The organism is Azospirillum sp., assembly GCF_050789165.1.
On the sequence record NZ_JBOZRT010000030.1, the window covers coordinates 21,075 to 38,946 of the forward strand.

A 17,872-nucleotide genomic window follows, 5' to 3' on the forward strand; every position below is an offset into this window, starting at 1 on the left:
GGAAGGGACCGTATGCCTCACGCCACGGCCGCCTTCAGCGCCTGATCGAGGTCGGCGATGATGTCGTCGGCGCTCTCGATGCCGATGGACAGGCGCACCACGTCCTGGCCGGCGCCGGCCTTGGCGAGGCCCTCCTCGGACAGCTGGCGGTGCGTGGTGGAGGCCGGGTGGATGATCAGCGAGCGGCTGTCGCCCAGATTGGCGACGTGGCTGAACAGCTGCACGGTCTCCACCACCTTCACGCCGGCCGCGTAGCCGCCCTTGACGCCGAAGGTGAAGACCGAGCCGGCGCCGCGCGGCAGGTATTTCTTCGCCAGCTGGTGGTACTTGGACGACTCCAGGCCGGCGTAGCTGACCCAGGCGACCGCCGGGTGCGTCTCCAGGAACTGCGCCACCTTCAGCGCGTTGGCGGCGTGCCGCTCCATGCGCAGGGCCAGCGTCTCGATGCCGTTCAGCGTCAGGAAGGCGTTCATCGGCGCCTGCGCCGGCCCGAGGTCGCGCAGGCCGACCGCGTGGCCGTGGATGGTGTAGGCGAGGTGGCCGAAGGTCTCGTGGAACTTCAGGCCGTGGTAGCCGGGCTCCGGCTCGGTCAGCGCCGGGTACTTGCCGCCCTTGCTCCAGTCGAACTTGCCCGAATCGATGATGACGCCGCCCAGCGAGGTGCCGTTGCCCGACAGGAACTTGGTGGTGGAGTGGATGACTAGCGTCGCGCCGTACTCGATCGGGCGGCACAGGTAGGGCGTGGCCAGCGTGTTGTCGACCACCAGCGGGATCTGCGCGTCGTCAGCGATCCTCGCCAGCGCCTCCAGGTCGGTCACCACGCCGCCGGGGTTGGCGAGGCTCTCGACGAAGATCGCCTTGGTCTTCGGCGTGATCGCCTTGCGCACCGCCTCGTGGTCGTCGGTGTCGACGAAGACGGCCTTCCAGCCGAAGGCGCGCGGGAAGCTGTTGGCGAACTGGTTGAGCGAGCCGCCGTACAGCTTGGTGGAGGCGATGAACTCGTCGCCCGGCGACAGCAGCGGGAACAGCGCCATCATCTGCGCCGAGTGGCCGGACGAGGTGCAGGTGGCGCCGACGCCGCCCTCCAGGTTGGCCAGCCGCTCCTCCAGCACCGCGACGGTGGGGTTGGTCAGGCGCGAGTAGATGAAGCCGAGCTTCTGCAGGTTGAACAGCGACGCCGCGTCGTCGATGTCGTCGAAGACGAAGGCGGTGGTCTGGTAGATCGGCGTCTGCCGGGCTCCGGTCGCCGGGTCGGGCGCGGCGCCCGCGTGGATGGCGCGGGTCTCGAAGCCGAAGGTCTTCTGCTCGCTCATGTCCTGTGCTTCCCCTGGTTGCTTGTTGTCGGTCCTGGCCGCCGTTTCCGTCCCATGTCGTCATGCCCGGGCTTGTCCCGGGCATCCACGTGCCTGGACTTCTGGGGAAGCCGTGGTGGCGTGGATGGCCGGGACGAGCCCGGCCATGACGGGAGGGCGGAAGGGGCGGCTACATCAGTTTCTTGAATGTCCTGGTGAGCTTCTGCTTCTTGGTCACGAGGACGTCGGAGTTGACGCCGATCCGGCCGATCTCGCCGAACAGGCGCTGGTATTCGATCTTCGGGCAGCGGTTCATGACCACCGTCAGCCCGGCCGCCTCGGCCCGCGCCGCCGCCTCGTCGTTGCGCACGCCGAGCTGCATCCACACCACCTTGGCGCCCGCGGTGATCGCCTCGTCGGTGACGCCGGCCGCGGCCTGGGCATTGCGGAACACGTCCACCATGTCGGGCGGGTGCGGCAGGTCCTTCAGGCTGGCGTGGACGGTCAGCCCCAGAACCTCCTGTCCGGCGATGCCGGGGTTGACCGGGTACACCGTGTAGCCCTTGTCGCGCAGGTACTTGGCAACGAAGTAGCTGGCCTTCACCGGGCTGGCCGAGAAGCCGACGATGGCCACCGAGCGCACGTCCTGCAGCACGCCGCGCAGGAACTCGTCGGTGTACGAATCGTGGTGGCTCAGGACCTCGCTCATCGGCCGCACCACACCGGCTCGCGCTTGCCCAGGAAGGCGTCGATGCCCTCGGCGGCGTCCTGCGCCAGCATGTTGCGGGTCATCACCTCGGCCGCGTAGGCATAGGCCTGTTCGGTCGGCAGTTCGAGCTGGCGGTAGAACGCCTCCTTGCCGATGGACAGCGTCAGCGGCGACTTCGACGCGATCTTCGCGGCCACCGTCTGGATGGCGGCGTCCAGGTATTCGGCCGGGACGATCTTGTTCACGAGGCCGATGCGCTCCGCCTCCTCCGCGGCGATCAGGTCGCCGAGCAGCAGCATCTCCATGGCCGCCTTGCGCCCCACCGCGCGGGACAGCGCCACCATCGGGGTCGAGCAGAACAGCCCGATGTTCACCCCCGGCGTGGCGAAGCGCGCGGTGTCCGCGGCGTAGGCGAGGTCGCAGCTGGCCACCAGCTGGCAGCCGGCCGCGGTGGCGATGCCGTGCACGCGGGCGATCACCGGCTGGCGGATCCGCGTGATGGTCATCATCAGCCGGGAGCACTGGGTGAACAGCGCCTCGTACGCCTCGCGCCGCGGGTCGGCGCGAATCTCCTTCAGGTCGTGGCCGGCGCAGAAGGCCGGGCCGGCGCCGGCCAGCACCACCACCGTGACCGACGGATCGGCGTCGATGGCGTCCAGCGCGGCCTGCAGCTCGGTCATCAGGCCGACGGACAGTGCGTTGCGCGCGGCCGGGCGGTTCAGCGTCAGCGTCGTCACGCCGCCCTGGTCATGGCGCAGGAGCAGGGGCGCGTCGGCGGCTTCGGCGGTGATGGCGGCGCTCATGGCTTGGATTCCTCCCGTTTTCCGTCTTGAGCCGGTGGCGGAGCTTACCCGCCGCCACGGCGCAACGGAACGGGCGCGTTGCGGTGGCTGCCATGAGAGCGCAGGAGGATGGCGAATTCAACGGGAAAATTGTGAAATCCGCCCGATATTTACGCATATATTTATGTTGAAATGGCGATGGTAGCCCGGTTGGGGAATTCCGTGACTCGCCCCCGCCCTTTCGGCCATGATGCTCATACTTTTGAGCATCCACCGTCCGGGGACCGGTCGTGCAGGTGAAGGACACCGTGCCGGGGGCCATCGACTGGCGCGCCATCTTCATGGACAGCCCCACCGCCACCTGCATCGTCGGGGCGGACGAGCGCATCGTCGTGGCCAACGCGGCCTTCGCCGCGCTGATCGGCCAAGACGCGGCCGATGCGCTGGCCGGGCTGCCGTTCGACCAGCTGACCCCGCTGCATGGGATCGAGGGCGCGCCGGCGTTCGGCGCGGACCGCGGCACCGCCTTCCTGGTGCGCGGCGACGGGGAGTGCCGCGACGTCACCTTCGCCGCACGGACGCTGCCGGACGGGTCGCGGCTGGTCACGCTGTCCGACGTGACCGAGGACAAGTGCTTCGTCTGCCAGATCTTCTCCAGCCGCGACAAGTTCCGCACCACCGTCGACGATCAGACGGAGCTGGTCTGCCGTTTCCAGCCCGACCTGACGGTCACCGTGGTCAACCGCGAACTGGCGGCGCTGTGCGGCACCACGCCGCGGGAGTTTGTCGCCGGCACGCTGCGCGACCACCTGCCGCCGGCCACCGTCGCGGCGACCGAGCGGTTCATCGCCGAGGCGGCGCCCGGCTGCGCCCCGGAGAGCAGCGAGGAGCCCTGGCAGAACCCCGACGGCAGCACGCGCTGGATCACCTGGCGCCGCCTCGCGGTGTTCGACGCCGGGGGGCGGCTGAGCGCGGTGCAGACGGTGGGCCGCGACACCACGCTGCGCCGGCTGGCCGAGGAGGAGCGCGTCCGCCTTGCCGCCATGATCAACCGCAGCCCGGTGGTGGGCGTGGTGTGGCGGACCGGGGGGCACCTGCCGGTGGAGTTCATCACCGACAACGCCGGCCGCCGCCTGCGCATCGCCGGTGCCCGGCTGATGGCGGACACCGGCGGCTTCCTCGACATCGTCCATCCGGACGACCGCGGCGCGTTCACCGCGTGGGTAGACGCCTGCCCGCAGGTCGGCGCGCCGTGGCAGATGCCGGTGCGCATCGTCAACGACGACGGCGAGACGCGCTGGGTGTCGGTCAGCGGCTGGCGCTCCGGCCCGGGACGGATGGAGGCGGTGCTGCTCGACATCACCGCGCAGCGCGCCGCCAGCATGGCGCTGCGCGAGCGCGAGCGCCGCTTCCGCGCCATCTTCGACCACACCTTCGAGTTCATCGGCCTGCTGGAGACCGACGGCCGGATGATCGAGGCGAACGAGACCGCGCTGGGCTTCATGGGCGTCAGCGAGGCCCAGGTGCGTGGCAGGCACTTCTGGGACACGCCCTGGTGGGCGCATTCGCCGGCCGACCAGGAGCGGCTGAAGGCCGCCGTCGCCCGCGCCGCCGGCGGGGCCTTCCTGCGCTTCGAGACGACGCACATGGGGCCGGACGGCGCGGTGATGCACGTCGATTTCTCGCTGCGGCCGATCTACGACGAGGAGGGCGCGGTCATCTACCTGCTGCCCGAGGGGCGCGACATCACCCACCTCAAGGACACCGAGGCGGCGCTGCTCGCCGCCAAGCGCGAGGCGGAGGCGGCCAACCGCTCCAAGACCAACTTCCTGGCGGTGATGAGCCACGAGCTGCGCACCCCGCTCAACGCCATCCTCGGCTATTCCGAGGTGATGCAGACCGAGCTGTTCGGCCCGGTGGGCAGCGAGCGCTACAAGGGCTACGTGGACGCCATCCACCTGTCCGGGCGCCATCTGCTGGGCATCATCGACGACATCCTGGAGGTGTCGCGAATCGAGCTGGGCGTGCTGGAGCTGAGCGAGGAGGTGCTGCCGGTCGGCGAACTGGTCAGCCGAAGCGCGCAGATCCTCACCAACCGCGCGGCCGAGGCGGGGGTGACGCTGGATTTCGACGTGCCGTGCCCGTTGCCGTGGCTGCGCTGCGATGCGCGCCGCGTGATCCAGATGCTGGTGAACCTCGCCTTCAACAGCCTGAAATTCACCCGGCGCGGCGGCACCGTGACCATCGCCGCGGCCGGGCGCCCGGACGGCGGCGTCGACCTGTCGGTGCGCGACACCGGCACCGGCATCGCGCCGGACGACCTCGGCAAGGTGTGGGAACCGTTCGGCCAGGCCGGCACCGCGCACACGCGGCCGGCCGGCGGGGTGGGGCTGGGCCTCAGCATCACCAAGGCGCTGATCGAGGCGCATGGCGGCACCATCAGTCTGCACAGCGAGCTTTACAAAGGCACCGCGGTCACGCTCTCCTTTCCCGCCGCACGCTGCGAGCATCGGGAGGAGCCGCAGGCCCTGCCGTTGCCGGTGGCGTGACCCGCCCCGCCGACCGAGAGCCCCGCATGACCAAGCCCGCCCCCACCGCCATCCCGATTCCCGAACTGGAGGAGCTGATCCGCGAAGGCGTGCCGCTGGTCGGCAACTTCGGAATCAGCATCGACGATCTGGTCGCCGGCCGCGTGCGCATGCGCATGCCCTACAAGACCGACTTCGTCCGCCCCGGCGGCACCGTGATGGGGCCGGCGATGTTCGGGCTGGCCGACGTGGCGTTGTACGCCGCGGTGCTCAGCGCCATCGGCCGGGTCGAACTGGCGGTGACCACCAGCATGACCATCAACTTCCTCAAGCGCCCGCCGCCCGTCGGCATGATCGCCGAGGGGCGCCTGCTGAAGCTCGGCAAGCGGCTGGCCTACGGCGAGGTGCTGCTGTTCTCCGACGACGGTTCGGAGGAGCCCGTGGCGCACGCCACCGGCACCTATTCCATCCCGCCGCACGATCCGGTGGCGCTCACGGTATCCGGGTACCGAGACGACGCGTAGTGCGGAAAAACACAGCGATATCAACGGCTTTTCGGCTGCGGTATGTAATTACCGCGATGTCAAGCCATTGATTTTGGCTGATCTTTTTTGCATTGACGCGCGGGTGCGAAACCCGTACAAAACCGGCCGCTTCGGCGCCGCGGGATTCGGCGGCCTGCCGATCCACGATTCACTCAACGAGTGTGGCGATGAAGACCTTCAATCTGACGCCGGCGACCATCGAGAAGAAGTGGTACGTCGTCGACGCCGACGGGCTGGTGCTCGGCCGGCTCGCCAGCATCCTGGCGAACATGCTGCGCGGCAAGCACAAGCCGACCTACACCCCTCACATGGACGGTGGCGACCACATCGTGGTCATCAACGCCGAGAAGGTGAAGCTGACCGGCAACAAGCGCAAGGACGACATCTTCTACTGGCACACCGGCTATCCGGGCGGCATCAAGGGCCGTTCCAAGGGCCAGATCCTCGATGGCAAGTACCCGGAGCGGGTCATCGAGAAGGCCGTGGAGCGCATGATCCCGCGCGGGCCGCTCGGCCGCAAGCAGATGTCCCATCTCAAGGTCTACAAGGGTGCGGTTCACCCGCACGAGGCGCAGCAGCCGGCCGTGCTGGACGTCGGCGCCCTGAACCCGAAGAATAAGCGGAGCGCGTAATCCTATGGCTCAGGTCACCACCACCCTCTCCAGCCTGAAGGATCTGCAGGGCTCGGGCGCCGCCGCCCCGGCCGGCGCCTCCGCCGAGATCGCGCAGCCGAAGCTCGACCAGTTCGGTCGCGCCTACGCCACCGGCAAGCGCAAGGACGCCGTCGCCCGCGTGTGGATCAAGCCGGGCTCCGGCAAGATCACCGTGAACGGCCGCGACCAGGAGGTCTACTTCGCCCGCCCGGTGCTGCGCATGATGATCGCCCAGCCGTTCGGCGTGACCGACCGTGCCGGCCAGTTCGACGTGCTGGTCACCGTGACCGGCGGCGGCCTGTCCGGCCAGGCCGGCGCGGTGCGCCACGGCATCTCGAAGGCGCTGACCTACTTCGAGCCGGCCCTGCGCCCGCCGCTGAAGGCCGCCGGCTTCCTGACCCGCGACGCCCGCGTCGTCGAGCGCAAGAAGTACGGCCGCGCGAAGGCGCGCCGCAGCTTCCAGTTCTCGAAGCGCTAAGCCCGCGACCCCGCGTTTATGGTACAGAAGGGGGCGTCCTGCGGGACGCCCCCTTTCTGTTTGTGCTCCTCCTTCACAGCAGGGAACCACCATGGCCACCAACGTCACCCCCGTCCGGATCGGTATCCTCGGCGCCAGCGGCTACACCGGCGCGGACCTCGTGCGCATGCTGCTGCGCCATCCGGCGGCGGAGATCCGCGCCCTGACCGCCGAACGGCAGGCCGGCAAGCCGATGGCCGAGGTGTTCCCGCACCTCCAGCACTACAAGCTGCCCGACCTCGTGAAGATCGAGGCGGTCAACTGGGACCAGCTCGACGTCGTGTTCTGCGCCCTGCCGCACGGCACCACGCAGGAGATCGTCGCCGGCATCCCCAACGGCATCAAGGTGGTGGACCTGTCCGCCGACTTCCGCCTGAGCGACCCGCACAGCTACGCCGAGTGGTACGGCCACGAGCACCGGGCGGTCGAGCTGCAGAAGGAGGTCGCCTACGGCCTGACCGAACTGAACCGGCAGGGTGTGCGCAAGGCGCGCGTCGTCGCCAACCCCGGCTGCTACCCGACCTGCTCGCTGCTGCCGCTGGCGCCGCTGCTGCTGGAGGAGATGATCGAGCCGGGCGGGATCGTCATCGACGCCAAGTCCGGCGTCTCCGGCGCCGGCCGCGACGCCAAGCAGCAGAACCTGTTCACCGAGGTGTCCGAGGGCTTCAACGCCTACGGCGTCGGCCACCACCGGCACATGCCGGAGATCGAGCAGGAGCTGCGCCTCGCCGCCGGCCGGCCGGTCACCGTGTCGTTCACGCCGCACCTCGTGCCGATGAACCGCGGCATGATGAGCACGATCTACGTCCGCATGGCCGACGGCGTCAGCGCCGACGACCTGCGCGAGACTCTCAAGGCGAAGTACGAAAGCGAGGCCTTCGTCGGCGTGACCGCGCCGGGCATCGCGCCGGCGACGCGGCACGTGCGCGGCTCGAACCACGCGCTGATCGGCGTCTTCGCCGACCGCACGCCGCGCGGCGCGATCATCGTGTCGGTCATCGACAACCTGGTGAAGGGGGCATCCGGCCAGGCGATCCAGAACATGAACGTCATGCTGGGGCTGGGCGAGACCACCGGCATCGACCAGGCGCCGATGTTCCCGTAAGGAGCCGACCCGCATGCCCGCGCTCATCCGGCCCTATCGCGGCGTCAAGCCGGCGATCGACCCGACGGCCTTCGTGGCCGAAACGGCGGTCGTCACCGGCGACGTGGTGATCGGGCCGGAGAGCGGAATCTGGTACGGCTGCGTCCTGCGCGGCGACGTCAACGAGATCCGAATCGGCGCGCGCACCAACCTCCAGGACGGCACGATCATCCACGTCGCCCGCCGCGGGCAGGGGACCTACATCGGCGACGATGTCACGGTCGGGCACATGGCACTGTTGCATGCCTGCACTCTGGAGAGTGGCTGCTTTGTCGGCATGAAGGCCTGCGTGATGGACGGAGCCCACGTCGAGTCGCGCGCCATGGTGGCTGCGGGGGCCCTGGTAACCCCCGGAAAGCGCGTGAAAAGCGGCTGGCTGTGGGTCGGAGCGCCCGCCAGACCGGTGCGGGAGCTGTCCGAGGCGGAGCTGGCCTACTTCCCTGTGTCCGCGATGCAATACTCTGAGCTTGCGAAAGAGTACCGAGACGGTTGAGACTGGCTTGGCCCTTGCCGTTCGGTGTAGTGTGGCGCCGGTGTCTCAGCCATTCCGCGGTGTTGAACGGCGGCGGCTAGGGCTTCCGGCGGAATAGGACGGAACGTCCTGTTCCATTACTGTGTTTGGGAAGCGCCGCCCAGGCGCACTGGTTTTCACTTCGGTGTACCGGGCGGAATTCCGGACGGTATGCACCACCACGGGATGCGTTCTCGAAACGAGAGAGTGAGGGGAGCAATGATGAAGTTTTCTATGGGTCTGGCCGCGGTGCCGGCCATGATCGTCGCCGGTGGCCTGATGGCCTCCCCGGCCCTGGCCCAGTCGGCTGCTGGTCAGGAGTGGTGCAACCCGGTGATCGGCTGGGGCAATGTCGCGGCCCGCACGGCGGACGGCGGCTACGTCATCCACCAGGACAGCTACAAGTGCGCCCCGACGACCGCCACGACCACGGCCACCCCGGTCGGCGGTCTGCAGCGCGAGTACCTGGTGTTCTTCGACTGGGATAAGTCGAACATCACCCCGGCCGCCGACCGCGTCCTGAGCGACATGGTCACCGCCGCCAAGGGCCAGGCCGTCCGCGTCCGCGTCGTCGGCCACACCGACACCTCGGGCAAGCCGAGCTACAACCAGAAGCTCTCGGTGCGTCGCGCCGAGTCGGTGAAGCGCGCGCTGGTCGCCAAGGGCATCCCGGCGAACGCCATCACCACCGAGGGCAAGGGCGAGACCGAGCTGCTGGTCAAGACCGGCGACAACGTCCGCGAGCCGTCGAACCGCCGCGCCCAGGTCCTGCCGACCGTCTCCCCGACGTCGTAAGGCACCTGCGGTCCGCCGCAAAGACAAAGGCCCCGGGAGTTTCCCGGGGCCTTTTGTTTTGGGCGCCTTCTCTTTGATCGTCATGCCCGGGCTTGTCCCGGGCATGACGGCCACGAAAGTGCTTACGACACCTTGGTCTTCACGTACGACCCCGGCGCCTCGTCCAGGACCTTCAGCTTGCCCTTGGCGGGGTCGCGGGCCGGGACCTTGCCGTTGGCGAAGCCGGACACCCACTCCTGCCAGGCCGGCCACCAGGAGCCGGGGTTCTGCTTGGAATCCTTCAGCCAGGCCTCGGAATCCTTCGGCAGCTTCTCGTTCGTCCAGTAGCAGTACTTTTCGGCCGCCGGCGGGTTGACGACGCCGGCGATGTGGCCCGACGCCGCCAGCACGAACTTGATCGGGCCGGTGAACAGCTGCGTGCCCTGGTAGGTCGACTTCCACGGCGCGATGTGGTCCTCGCGGGTGGAGAGGAAGAAGGCCGGAGTCTTGACCTTGCGCAGGTCGATCTTCTCGCCCTTCAGCGTCACGCCGCCCGGCTGGCACAGCAGGTTCTTCTGGTACATCGAGCGCAGGTAGAAGCTGTGCATCGCCGCCGGCATGCGCGTCGAGTCGCTGTTCCAGTACAGCAGGTCGAACGGGAACGGGTCCTTGCCGAGCAGGTAGTTGTTCACCACGAACGACCAGATCAGGTCGTTGGCGCGCAGCATGTTGAAGGTGGTCGCCATCTTGGCGCCATCCAGGTAGCCCTTCTCGGCCATCTGGCCTTCGATGAAGTTCAGCTGCTCCTCGTCGATGAAGACGGAGAGCTCGCCGGCCTCGGCGAAGTCCAGCATGGTGGTGAAGAAGGTCGCCGACTTGATGCGGTCGTCCTTCTTGGCCGCCATGTAGGCGAGGGTCGAGCCGAGCAGGGTGCCGCCCAGGCAGTAGCCGACGGCGTTGACGTCCTTCTCGCCGGTCTGCTTCTCGATGGCGTCGAGCGCGGCCAGCACGCCCTCGGTCATGTAGTCTTCAAAGGACTTCTGCGCCAGCTTCTCGTCCGGGTTGACCCAGGACAGCACGAAGACGGTGTGGCCCTGGTCCACCGCCCACTTCACGAAGCTGTTCTTCTCGCGCAGGTCGAGGATGTAGAACTTGTTGATCCAGGGCGGCACGATCATCAGCGGGCGCTTGGCGACGTCCGGCGTCGTCGGCGTGTACTGGACCAACTGCATCAGGTCGGTCTGGAAGACCACCTTGCCCGGAGTCGAGGCGATGTTCTTGCCGACCTGGAAGGCGTCGTAGTCGGTCATGGAGATGCGCAGCTCACCCTTGCCGCGCTCCAGGTCCTTCAGCAGGTGCTCCAGGCCCTTGACCAGGTTCTCGCCGCCGGTCTCCACGGTGGTGCGCAGCACCTCCGGGTTCGTCATGACGAAGTTGGAGGGCGCCATCGCATCGACGAACTGGCGGGTGTAGAAGTCCACCTTCTTGGCGGTGTGGTCGTCCAGGCCCTGGACGTCGTTGACCGTCGACTGCATCCACCGGGCGCTGAGCAGGTAGCTCTGCTTGATGAAGTCGAACAGAGTGTTCTCGTCCCAGGCCGAGTCCTTGAAACGACGGTCGTCCTTGGCCGGGGTGATGACCGGCTCGGCTTCCTGGCCCAGCAGGCGCTGCGTGGTGCGCTGCCACAGGGTCAGGTAGTCCTGCCACAGGGTCATCTGCGCCTTCATCAGCTTGGCCGGGTCGGCCATCATGCGCTTGGTCATCTCCAGGAAGGCGCTGCCGACGCCCATCGGATCCGGATTGGCGACGCCGCCGGCGCCGCCGTCGGCGGTCTGGCGGGCCAGGAAATCGGTGACCAGCTTCTGGCTCTGCTCGGCGATGCGGGTCATCGCCCGCGACAGCTCGACGGGATCGGGGAGCTTCACATCCGGGGCCTGGTTTTCGGCCATGGCGCAGTCCTTATCGTATCGTTTCGGCTTCAGGGACGCTGTTCAGAGGGTTATACAGTGCCGTACGGAATTTGAAACGGGGATCGTGTGGGGTTGCTGCATCTGCGAAGGATGCATCCTGCACTCATACACCCGGAGGATGAAGATTTTACGTCTTTCGGCCGAAGACAAGGCTGATCCAAAGGACAGGTTCGTGGAGTGAACGGAATGGCGAAGAGCAGGGCGGGCAAGGGGTTCATGGCGATCGGCGGCCTTGCGGCCCTGCTGGCGCTGGGCGGGTGCGGCGACCGGGTGCTGGACACCGGTCTGGTCGGATCGGTGTTCGGCGGCGGCCCGCCGCCCGACGCGCCGACCCCGATCCGCGGCATGAGCGGCGAGAACAAGACGTTCCCGAACCTGGCCACGGTGCCGCCGCGCCCGACCGACGTGCCGAGCCTCGAGCAGCGGCAGAAGGACATGACCGCGCTGGAGCAGGAGCGCGCCCAGGCGCGCGCCGCCGCGAAGGAGCTGGAAGAGAAGTACAAACCGGTGCCGGTCCCGCCGAAGCCGAAGGGCTGAGGCCGGGAGTCGGTTCTCAAAGGCCCCCGGCCTTTGGCGAGGAGCGCGAGGGGGCGCGCCCCTCGCATCCCTTGTGCAAACGCAACCTCCACAACGCGGCTGCGCGAAATTTGCCTCGCTAATCCGTGGGCGGGACGGTAGATAGGTGGTCCCGGTCCGCTCGCCTTTTCCTGGTCCAGCCCGCGGCCGGCGAAGGTCTCGGAGCGTCCATGAGCAGCGATTCGTCAGAGTTCCACCGCATCAAGCGCCTGCCGCCCTACGTCTTCGCGGAAGTCAACGCCATGAAGGCGCGCGCCCGCGCCGCCGGCGAGGACATCATCGACCTCGGCATGGGCAACCCCGACCAGCCCACCCCGCAGCACATCGTCGACAAGCTGGTCGAGACCGTCCAGAACCCGAAGACGCACCGCTACTCCAACTCCCGCGGCATCCCCGGCCTGCGCCGGGCGCACGCCGCCTATTACAAGCGGCGCTTCAACGTCGACCTCGACCCCGAGACCGAGACCATCGTCACCATCGGGTCCAAGGAAGGCCTGGCGAACCTCGCCAACGCCATCACCAGCCCCGGCGACACCATCCTGGTGCCGAACCCCAGCTACCCGATCCACCCCTTCGGCTTCGTGCTGGCCGGCGCCTCGATCCGCCACCTGCCGGTGGGCACCGAGGGTGGCAAGTCGCCGGACCTCGACGCCTTCATGAACCAGCTGGAGCGCGCGACGCGGCATTCCGTGCCGAAGCCGCTGGCGCTGGTGCTGAACTACCCGTCGAACCCGACGGCGCAGGTGGTTGGGCTGGACTTCTACCGGCCGATCGTCGAGTTCTGCCGCAAGCACCAGATCTATATCCTGTCCGACCTCGCCTACTCGGAGATCTATTTCGAGGGCGATCCGCCGCCGTCGATCCTGGAGATCCCGGAGGCGCGCGAGGTGGCCATCGAGTTCACCTCGATGTCCAAGACCTACAGCATGGCCGGCTGGCGCATCGGCTTCGCGTCGGGCAACAAGAAGCTCGTGGCCGCGCTGGCGCGCATCAAGTCGTACCTCGACTACGGCGCCTTCACGCCGATCCAGGTGGCCGCGGCGCACGCGCTGAACGGCCCGCAGGACTGCGTCGAGCAGATCCGCCAGATGTACAAGCAGCGCCGCGACGTGCTGATCGAGGGGCTGGCGCAGGCCGGCTGGCAGGTGCCGAGCCCGGCCGCCTCCATGTTCGCCTGGGCGCCGATCCCGCCGCAGTTCGCCCACCTCGGCTCGCTGGAGTTCTCCAAGCTGCTGATGCAGGAGGCCAAGGTGGCGGTGTCGCCGGGCATCGGCTTCGGCGAGTACGGCGATGGGCACGTCCGCCTCGGCCTCGTGGAGAACGTCCACCGCATCCGCCAGGCCACCCGCAACATCAAGGAGTTCTTCCGCTCCAACGCCGCCGGCGGCGCTGCGAGCGAGGATCCCGAGGTGCGCAAGCAGCTTTACAAAGAGGCAGGTCTCCCGTGACGGCTCCCCTCAAGATCGCGGTCGCCGGCCTGGGTACGGTCGGCGCCGGTGTGCTCAAGGTGCTGGCCGAGCACGGCGCGCTGATCGAGCAGCGCTGCGGCCGCCGCATCCAGGTGACGGCGGTCAGCGCCCGTGACCGCTCGAAGGACCGCGGCGTCGGCCTCTCCCACGTCCGCTGGTTCGAGGACCCGGTCGCCATGGCGGCGGCGCCCGACGTGGACGTGGTGGTCGAGCTGATCGGCGGCTCCGACGGGCCGGCCAAGGCCACCGTCGAGACGGCGCTGGAGCAGGGGCGTTCTGTGGTGACCGCCAACAAGGCGCTGCTCGCCAACCACGGCCCGGCCCTGGCCCACATGGCCGAGGGGCGCGGGCTGACGCTGGCGTTCGAGGCGTCGGTGGCCGGCGGCATCCCGGTGATCAAGGCGCTGCGCGAGGGCCTCGCCGCCAACCGGGTGACCGAGGTGCACGGCATCCTCAACGGCACCTGCAACTACATCCTCACCGAGATGCGGACCACGGGCCGCGAGTTCGCCGACGTGCTGGCCGAGGCGCAGGCGCTGGGTTACGCCGAGGCGGACCCGAGCTTCGACATCGACGGCATCGACGCGGCGCACAAGCTGGCGATCCTCACCTCGGTGGCGTTCGGCGTGCCGGTGGACTTCCAGAACGTCTACATTGAGGGCATCCGCCACGTCTCCGCGGTCGACCTGAAGTACGCCGAGGAGCTGGGCTACCGCATCAAGCTGCTGGGCATCGCCCGGCTGACCCGCAACGGCGTGGAACAGCGCGTGCACCCCTGCATGGTGCCGAAGGACGCCCCCATCGCCGCGGTGGACGGCGTGTTCAACGCCGTGGTGGCGCAGGGCGACTTCGTCGACCGCGTCTGGCTGGTCGGCCGCGGCGCCGGCGCCGGCCCGACCGCGTCGGCCGTGGTGGCCGACCTGGTGGACGTGGCGCGCGGGCGCAGCACGCCGACCTTCGGGGTGCCGGCGTCGCAGCTGGCGGCGCTCGACCCCTCGCCGATGGAGGGCCGGCAGGGGGCGTACTACGTCCGCCTCATGGTCGTCGACCGCCCCGGCGTGATAGCGGAAGTGGCCGCGGTGCTGCGGGACAACAACGTGTCGATGGAGAGCTTCCTGCAGCGCGGCCGGTCGCCCGGCGAGGCGGTGCCGGTGGTGCTCACCACCCACGACACCAACGAGGCGTCCATGCAGAAGGCCCTGGCGCAGATCGCGGCGCAGGCGGCCGTGCTGGAGCCGCCGCGCATGATCCGCATCGAGCAGTTCTAAGAACACGACACAACAAGACCGAGAGTTCGGGAGAACGACCAACATGCCACAAACTGTCGACCTGTCCGGCATGGACCGGAACCTGGCGCTCGAGGCCGTGCGCGTCACCGAGGCGGCGGCGCTGTCCGCGTCGCTGCTGATGGGCCGCGGCGACGAGAAGCTCGCCGACCAGGCCGCCGTCGACGCCATGCGCCAGGCGCTCAACACCCTCTACATCGACGGCACCGTCGTGATCGGCGAGGGCGAGCGCGACGAGGCGCCGATGCTCTACATCGGCGAGAAGGTCGGCGCCGGCCAGGGCCGCGGCCCGAAGGTCGACATCGCGCTCGACCCGCTGGAGGGCACCACCATCACCGCCAAGGGCGGCCCGAACGCGCTGGCCGTGGTGGCGATGGCCGACGAGGGCGGCTTCCTCAACGCCCCCGACGTCTACATGGACAAGATCGCCATCGGCGCCGGCCTGCCCGAGGGGCTGGTCGACCTGGACGAGACGCCGGCCAACAACCTCAAGGCGCTGGCCCGGGCCAAGGGCACCGAGGTCGAGGAACTGGTGGTCTGCATCCTCGACCGCCCGCGCCACGCCGAGCTGATCGCCCGCGTCCGCGAGGCGGGCGCGCGCATCATGCTGATCTCCGACGGCGACGTGTCGGGCGTGATCGCCACCAGCCAGCCGGACGCCGGCGTGGACATGTACGTCGGTTCCGGCGGTGCGCCGGAGGGCGTTCTGGCCGCCGCCGCGCTGCGCTGCATCGGCGGCCAGTTCCAGGGCCGCCTGCTGTTCCGCAACGACGACGAGAAGGCCCGCGCCGCCCGCTGGGGCGTCACGGACCTGACCAAGAAGTACAGCCTGACCGAACTGGCCAGCGGAAACGTGATGTTCGCCGCCACCGGCGTCACCACCGGCGCCATGCTGCGCGGCGTCCGCCGCTTCCCGGGCGGCGCGATCACGCATTCGGTGATCATGCGTTCGAAGTCGGGCACCGTGCGCTACATCGAGGCGCACCACAACTTCAAGCAGAAGCCGGGCGTCGCCAAGTAAGGCGCGAGCAGGGGAGGCGCTTGCCTCCCCTGCACCCCTCCGCCAGGGGCTTGGCCCTTGGATCCCGCTCGTCGGACCACGTCGCCGGCGCATCGCGCGGGCGCTTCGGCATGGCGTCAAAACGACCCTTGCGGCGGGCGTGACAAGACCGATACCTTGAGGGGTGCATCGATCAAACATCAGATCGGCTAGGATGTCCGTAAAGCAGGCCGCCCCCTTTGCCTCGCCGTCAGGAATTCTGGATGTTGCCAGGAGCAGAGGACGATGCCTGTAAACGTCGCCATCAATAAGCGCGCCAGCCAGAGTTCCTGGAACCCGGCCCTGGGCCCCCACGACGCAGCGCGCGCCGTGGACGGCCGCAAGACGGGCGGCTTCAGTTTCCAGACGGACCTCGAAAACGGCCCGTGGTGGCAAGTCGATCTCGGGCAGGTTTTCTTCCTGACGACCGTCGTCGTGTACAATCACGGCATCGCCGGAACCGCATCGGCGGAGCGCGCCAGGAGCCTGACGGTGCGGGTGTCCGCGGATGGCGTGACGTGGGAATCGATCCACGCTGGCGAGACCTCCTTCGGAGGGGTCGAGGACGGCAAGCCGCTCGTTGTGGACTGTGCGGGGCGCAAGGCGCGCTTCGTTCACCTTCAACTGCAGGGGCGGACCGTCCTGCATCTGGACGAGGTGGAGGTCTACGCCGAGGACATCCCGTTCCTGACGACACCGCTGGCCTCCCTTGGCCGGAAATATGGAACGGACAAGGTCCCGCATGGCTTCTGCGACATCTACGAGGCCGTCTTTTCGCCGATCAGGCTGCGCGTCACGAAGGTGCTCGAGATCGGGGTCTTCTTCGGCGCAAGCCTGAAGATGTGGCGGGACTGGTTCCCGCACGCCGTCGTTCACGGCGCCGATCATTTCACCGGCCACCAGGGGAACGGCCACGTCTTTCCCGATGCAGACGCCTTCCTTCGGGAGGTCTCGGCCGGCCTGCATCCGCGCATCGTCCTGCACACGCTGGATCAATCGCGGCGGGAGTGCATCGACGAATTCCGTGCGAAATTTCTCCAGGGGACTTTCGACATCATCGTCGATGACGCATCCCATTTGATGCGCGACCAGCAGTACACGCTCGCGAGCCTGTTCTGCCTGGTCAAGCCCGGGGGATACTTCGTGGTCGAGGATCTTCACACCTCGATCAGCGAGGGATACGACGTGGAGGAGGGCGGCGGCAACGGCACGCTGCAGATGATCGGCAGGGCGCTGGCCGGGCAAGGTTGGACGTCCAGGTACATGAGCGACGAGGATATGAAGTTCCTCGACCAATTCGTCGATCTCTCGCGGAGCGGCGTCTACCGCAGCGGCGACTCGCTGACCTGCGTGCTCCGGCGGCGGTCCGGCGGTCCGCGCGAGGCGGTTCCCGCCACCCGTCCCGGCGGTGTGGTGGTCATGAACTACGCGGCGACGGACGGGCACCAGCAGGCGGTGCAGCAGGCCCACATCGCCTGGGCGAAGACTTGGATTGCCGGATCGGGGGAGCGGGCGGACCTTGTGTGCTTCGGCCCCGACGCTCTGGACACCGATTTCGTCGAGAAGAATTCGCATTGGCTGTGGAAGCCCTGCATCATCGCGTCCATGTTGGCGACGACGGATGCTGAGTTCCTCGTCTGTTGCGACAGCGATTCAATCTTTCACAGGGATCTGGACGAAGCCATCGGCGCGCTGCGGTCGTCGGGGGCAAGGATGCTTGTTTTCGCTTCCGCCGAGCGCGACCGGATCGCGGCGACGGCCTCGGTGTGGCGGGTGTGCGACGAGACGAGGGAGTTCGCCGCCGAATGGCTGCGGCTCGTGCAGGACCCCGTCTTTGCTGCGGAGATCGCAAGCAGCGATGGCGAAGAGGCAGAGATGTTCGTCGAAGACCGTCGCGGCCAATCGATCTTCGGCATCCTGAGCAAGACGATGATGTTGAACGACGCTGGGGGATCTCCGTTGCTTCTCAGGGAGGATTTCGGGTCATGGATCGCCGGGCATCGGGTGGCCGACATCGTCAGAAACCCTCATCTGGCCTCCCCGGAGCAATCCGCGTCATCGAATGTCCGGTGCTGAA

General features: G+C 68.2%; 16 protein-coding genes. 12 read left to right on the top strand and 4 right to left on the bottom strand.

Features of this window, described 5'->3' with window-relative positions; all coding sequences use genetic code 11:
- Window positions 1-17: 17 nt before the first annotated feature.
- The 3 genes from ACRWK7_RS05890 to ACRWK7_RS05900 form a co-directional block, all read right to left on the bottom strand.
- A complete protein-coding gene (locus ACRWK7_RS05890; protein WP_431855267.1) occupies window positions 18-1,313 on the bottom strand; it encodes an O-acetylhomoserine aminocarboxypropyltransferase in 1,296 nt (431 codons plus the stop codon).
- Window positions 1,314-1,482: 169 nt separating this feature from the next.
- Window positions 1,483-2,001, bottom strand: a complete 519-nt coding sequence (locus tag ACRWK7_RS05895; protein WP_431855268.1) for a CoA-binding protein — start codon at window positions 1,999-2,001, stop codon at window positions 1,483-1,485.
- Window positions 1,998-2,804: an enoyl-CoA hydratase gene (locus ACRWK7_RS05900; RefSeq protein WP_431855269.1), complete on the bottom strand. Its 807-nt coding sequence runs from the start codon at window positions 2,802-2,804 to the stop codon at window positions 1,998-2,000. The genes ACRWK7_RS05895 and ACRWK7_RS05900 overlap by 4 nt, the downstream gene beginning before the upstream one ends.
- A gap of 269 nt (window positions 2,805-3,073) precedes the next feature.
- Here ACRWK7_RS05900 and ACRWK7_RS05905 point away from each other — a divergent pair, with 269 nt between their 5' ends.
- The 7 genes from ACRWK7_RS05905 (at window position 3,074) to ACRWK7_RS05935 (ending at window position 9,476) form a co-directional block, all read left to right on the top strand.
- Complete coding sequence (locus ACRWK7_RS05905) at window positions 3,074-5,332, top strand: PAS domain-containing sensor histidine kinase (RefSeq protein ID WP_431855270.1); 2,259 nt, start codon at window positions 3,074-3,076, stop codon at window positions 5,330-5,332.
- 26 nt (window positions 5,333-5,358) lie between these two features.
- Window positions 5,359-5,835 (top strand): PaaI family thioesterase, encoded by a 477-nt coding sequence (locus tag ACRWK7_RS05910; RefSeq protein ID WP_431855271.1) that lies wholly within the window; start codon window positions 5,359-5,361, stop codon window positions 5,833-5,835.
- A gap of 188 nt (window positions 5,836-6,023) precedes the next feature.
- The gene (gene rplM, locus ACRWK7_RS05915; RefSeq protein WP_109122544.1) at window positions 6,024-6,488 is read left to right on the top strand and encodes a 50S ribosomal protein L13; all 465 of its coding nucleotides are present in this window, start codon (window positions 6,024-6,026) and stop codon (window positions 6,486-6,488) included.
- Window positions 6,489-6,492: 4 nt separating this feature from the next.
- Window positions 6,493-6,987: a 30S ribosomal protein S9 gene (gene rpsI, locus ACRWK7_RS05920; protein ID WP_431855272.1), complete on the top strand. Its 495-nt coding sequence runs from the start codon at window positions 6,493-6,495 to the stop codon at window positions 6,985-6,987.
- 91 nt (window positions 6,988-7,078) lie between these two features.
- Window positions 7,079-8,131, top strand: coding sequence for an N-acetyl-gamma-glutamyl-phosphate reductase (argC, locus tag ACRWK7_RS05925; RefSeq protein WP_431855273.1), 1,053 nt, complete (start codon window positions 7,079-7,081; stop codon window positions 8,129-8,131).
- Window positions 8,132-8,144: 13 nt separating this feature from the next.
- Window positions 8,145-8,663 carry a gamma carbonic anhydrase family protein gene (locus ACRWK7_RS05930; RefSeq protein ID WP_431855274.1) on the top strand — a complete coding sequence of 173 codons (519 nt, stop codon included), beginning with the start codon at window positions 8,145-8,147 and terminating at the stop codon, window positions 8,661-8,663.
- A gap of 237 nt (window positions 8,664-8,900) precedes the next feature.
- Window positions 8,901-9,476, top strand: coding sequence for an OmpA family protein (locus ACRWK7_RS05935; protein WP_431855275.1), 576 nt, complete (start codon window positions 8,901-8,903; stop codon window positions 9,474-9,476).
- A gap of 122 nt (window positions 9,477-9,598) precedes the next feature.
- Here ACRWK7_RS05935 and ACRWK7_RS05940 read toward each other — a convergent pair whose 3' ends face one another.
- Window positions 9,599-11,404 carry a PHA/PHB synthase family protein gene (locus ACRWK7_RS05940; protein ID WP_431855276.1) on the bottom strand — a complete coding sequence of 602 codons (1,806 nt, stop codon included), beginning with the start codon at window positions 11,402-11,404 and terminating at the stop codon, window positions 9,599-9,601.
- A 207-nt stretch (window positions 11,405-11,611) separates the two neighbouring features.
- Between ACRWK7_RS05940 and ACRWK7_RS05945 the strand changes: the two genes are divergently transcribed.
- From ACRWK7_RS05945 to ACRWK7_RS05965, 5 genes are all read left to right on the top strand, one after another.
- Window positions 11,612-11,962 (top strand): hypothetical protein, encoded by a 351-nt coding sequence (locus ACRWK7_RS05945; RefSeq protein ID WP_431855277.1) that lies wholly within the window; start codon window positions 11,612-11,614, stop codon window positions 11,960-11,962.
- A gap of 209 nt (window positions 11,963-12,171) precedes the next feature.
- Window positions 12,172-13,449 carry an LL-diaminopimelate aminotransferase gene (locus tag ACRWK7_RS05950; RefSeq protein WP_431855278.1) on the top strand — a complete coding sequence of 426 codons (1,278 nt, stop codon included), beginning with the start codon at window positions 12,172-12,174 and terminating at the stop codon, window positions 13,447-13,449.
- Window positions 13,446-14,738: a homoserine dehydrogenase gene (locus ACRWK7_RS05955; RefSeq protein ID WP_431855279.1), complete on the top strand. Its 1,293-nt coding sequence runs from the start codon at window positions 13,446-13,448 to the stop codon at window positions 14,736-14,738. The genes ACRWK7_RS05950 and ACRWK7_RS05955 overlap by 4 nt, the downstream gene beginning before the upstream one ends.
- A 70-nt stretch (window positions 14,739-14,808) precedes the next feature.
- On the top strand, window positions 14,809-15,777 hold the full coding sequence (glpX, locus tag ACRWK7_RS05960) for a class II fructose-bisphosphatase (protein WP_431855331.1): 969 nt from the start codon (window positions 14,809-14,811) through the stop codon (window positions 15,775-15,777).
- Between the two features lie 264 nt (window positions 15,778-16,041).
- Window positions 16,042-17,871, top strand: coding sequence for a discoidin domain-containing protein (locus tag ACRWK7_RS05965; RefSeq protein WP_431855280.1), 1,830 nt, complete (start codon window positions 16,042-16,044; stop codon window positions 17,869-17,871).
- Window position 17,872 lies beyond the last annotated feature (1 nt).

What these genes read in the sequence shown, in the direction of transcription:
- ACRWK7_RS05890 (WP_431855267.1), bottom strand. Translation starts at nt 1,313, where the DNA reads ATGAGCGAGCAGAAGACCTTCGGCTTCGAGACCCGCGCCATCCACGCG.
- ACRWK7_RS05895 (WP_431855268.1), bottom strand. Translation starts at nt 2,001, where the DNA reads ATGAGCGAGGTCCTGAGCCACCACGATTCGTACACCGACGAGTTCCTG.
- ACRWK7_RS05900 (WP_431855269.1), bottom strand. Translation starts at nt 2,804, where the DNA reads ATGAGCGCCGCCATCACCGCCGAAGCCGCCGACGCGCCCCTGCTCCTG.
- ACRWK7_RS05910 (WP_431855271.1), top strand. Translation starts at nt 5,359, where the DNA reads ATGACCAAGCCCGCCCCCACCGCCATCCCGATTCCCGAACTGGAGGAG.
- rplM (WP_109122544.1), top strand. Translation starts at nt 6,024, where the DNA reads ATGAAGACCTTCAATCTGACGCCGGCGACCATCGAGAAGAAGTGGTAC.
- rpsI (WP_431855272.1), top strand. Translation starts at nt 6,493, where the DNA reads ATGGCTCAGGTCACCACCACCCTCTCCAGCCTGAAGGATCTGCAGGGC.
- argC (WP_431855273.1), top strand. Translation starts at nt 7,079, where the DNA reads ATGGCCACCAACGTCACCCCCGTCCGGATCGGTATCCTCGGCGCCAGC.
- ACRWK7_RS05930 (WP_431855274.1), top strand. Translation starts at nt 8,145, where the DNA reads ATGCCCGCGCTCATCCGGCCCTATCGCGGCGTCAAGCCGGCGATCGAC.
- ACRWK7_RS05935 (WP_431855275.1), top strand. Translation starts at nt 8,901, where the DNA reads ATGATGAAGTTTTCTATGGGTCTGGCCGCGGTGCCGGCCATGATCGTC.
- ACRWK7_RS05940 (WP_431855276.1), bottom strand. Translation starts at nt 11,404, where the DNA reads ATGGCCGAAAACCAGGCCCCGGATGTGAAGCTCCCCGATCCCGTCGAG.
- ACRWK7_RS05945 (WP_431855277.1), top strand. Translation starts at nt 11,612, where the DNA reads ATGGCGAAGAGCAGGGCGGGCAAGGGGTTCATGGCGATCGGCGGCCTT.
- ACRWK7_RS05950 (WP_431855278.1), top strand. Translation starts at nt 12,172, where the DNA reads ATGAGCAGCGATTCGTCAGAGTTCCACCGCATCAAGCGCCTGCCGCCC.
- glpX (WP_431855331.1), top strand. Translation starts at nt 14,809, where the DNA reads ATGGACCGGAACCTGGCGCTCGAGGCCGTGCGCGTCACCGAGGCGGCG.
- ACRWK7_RS05965 (WP_431855280.1), top strand. Translation starts at nt 16,042, where the DNA reads ATGCCTGTAAACGTCGCCATCAATAAGCGCGCCAGCCAGAGTTCCTGG.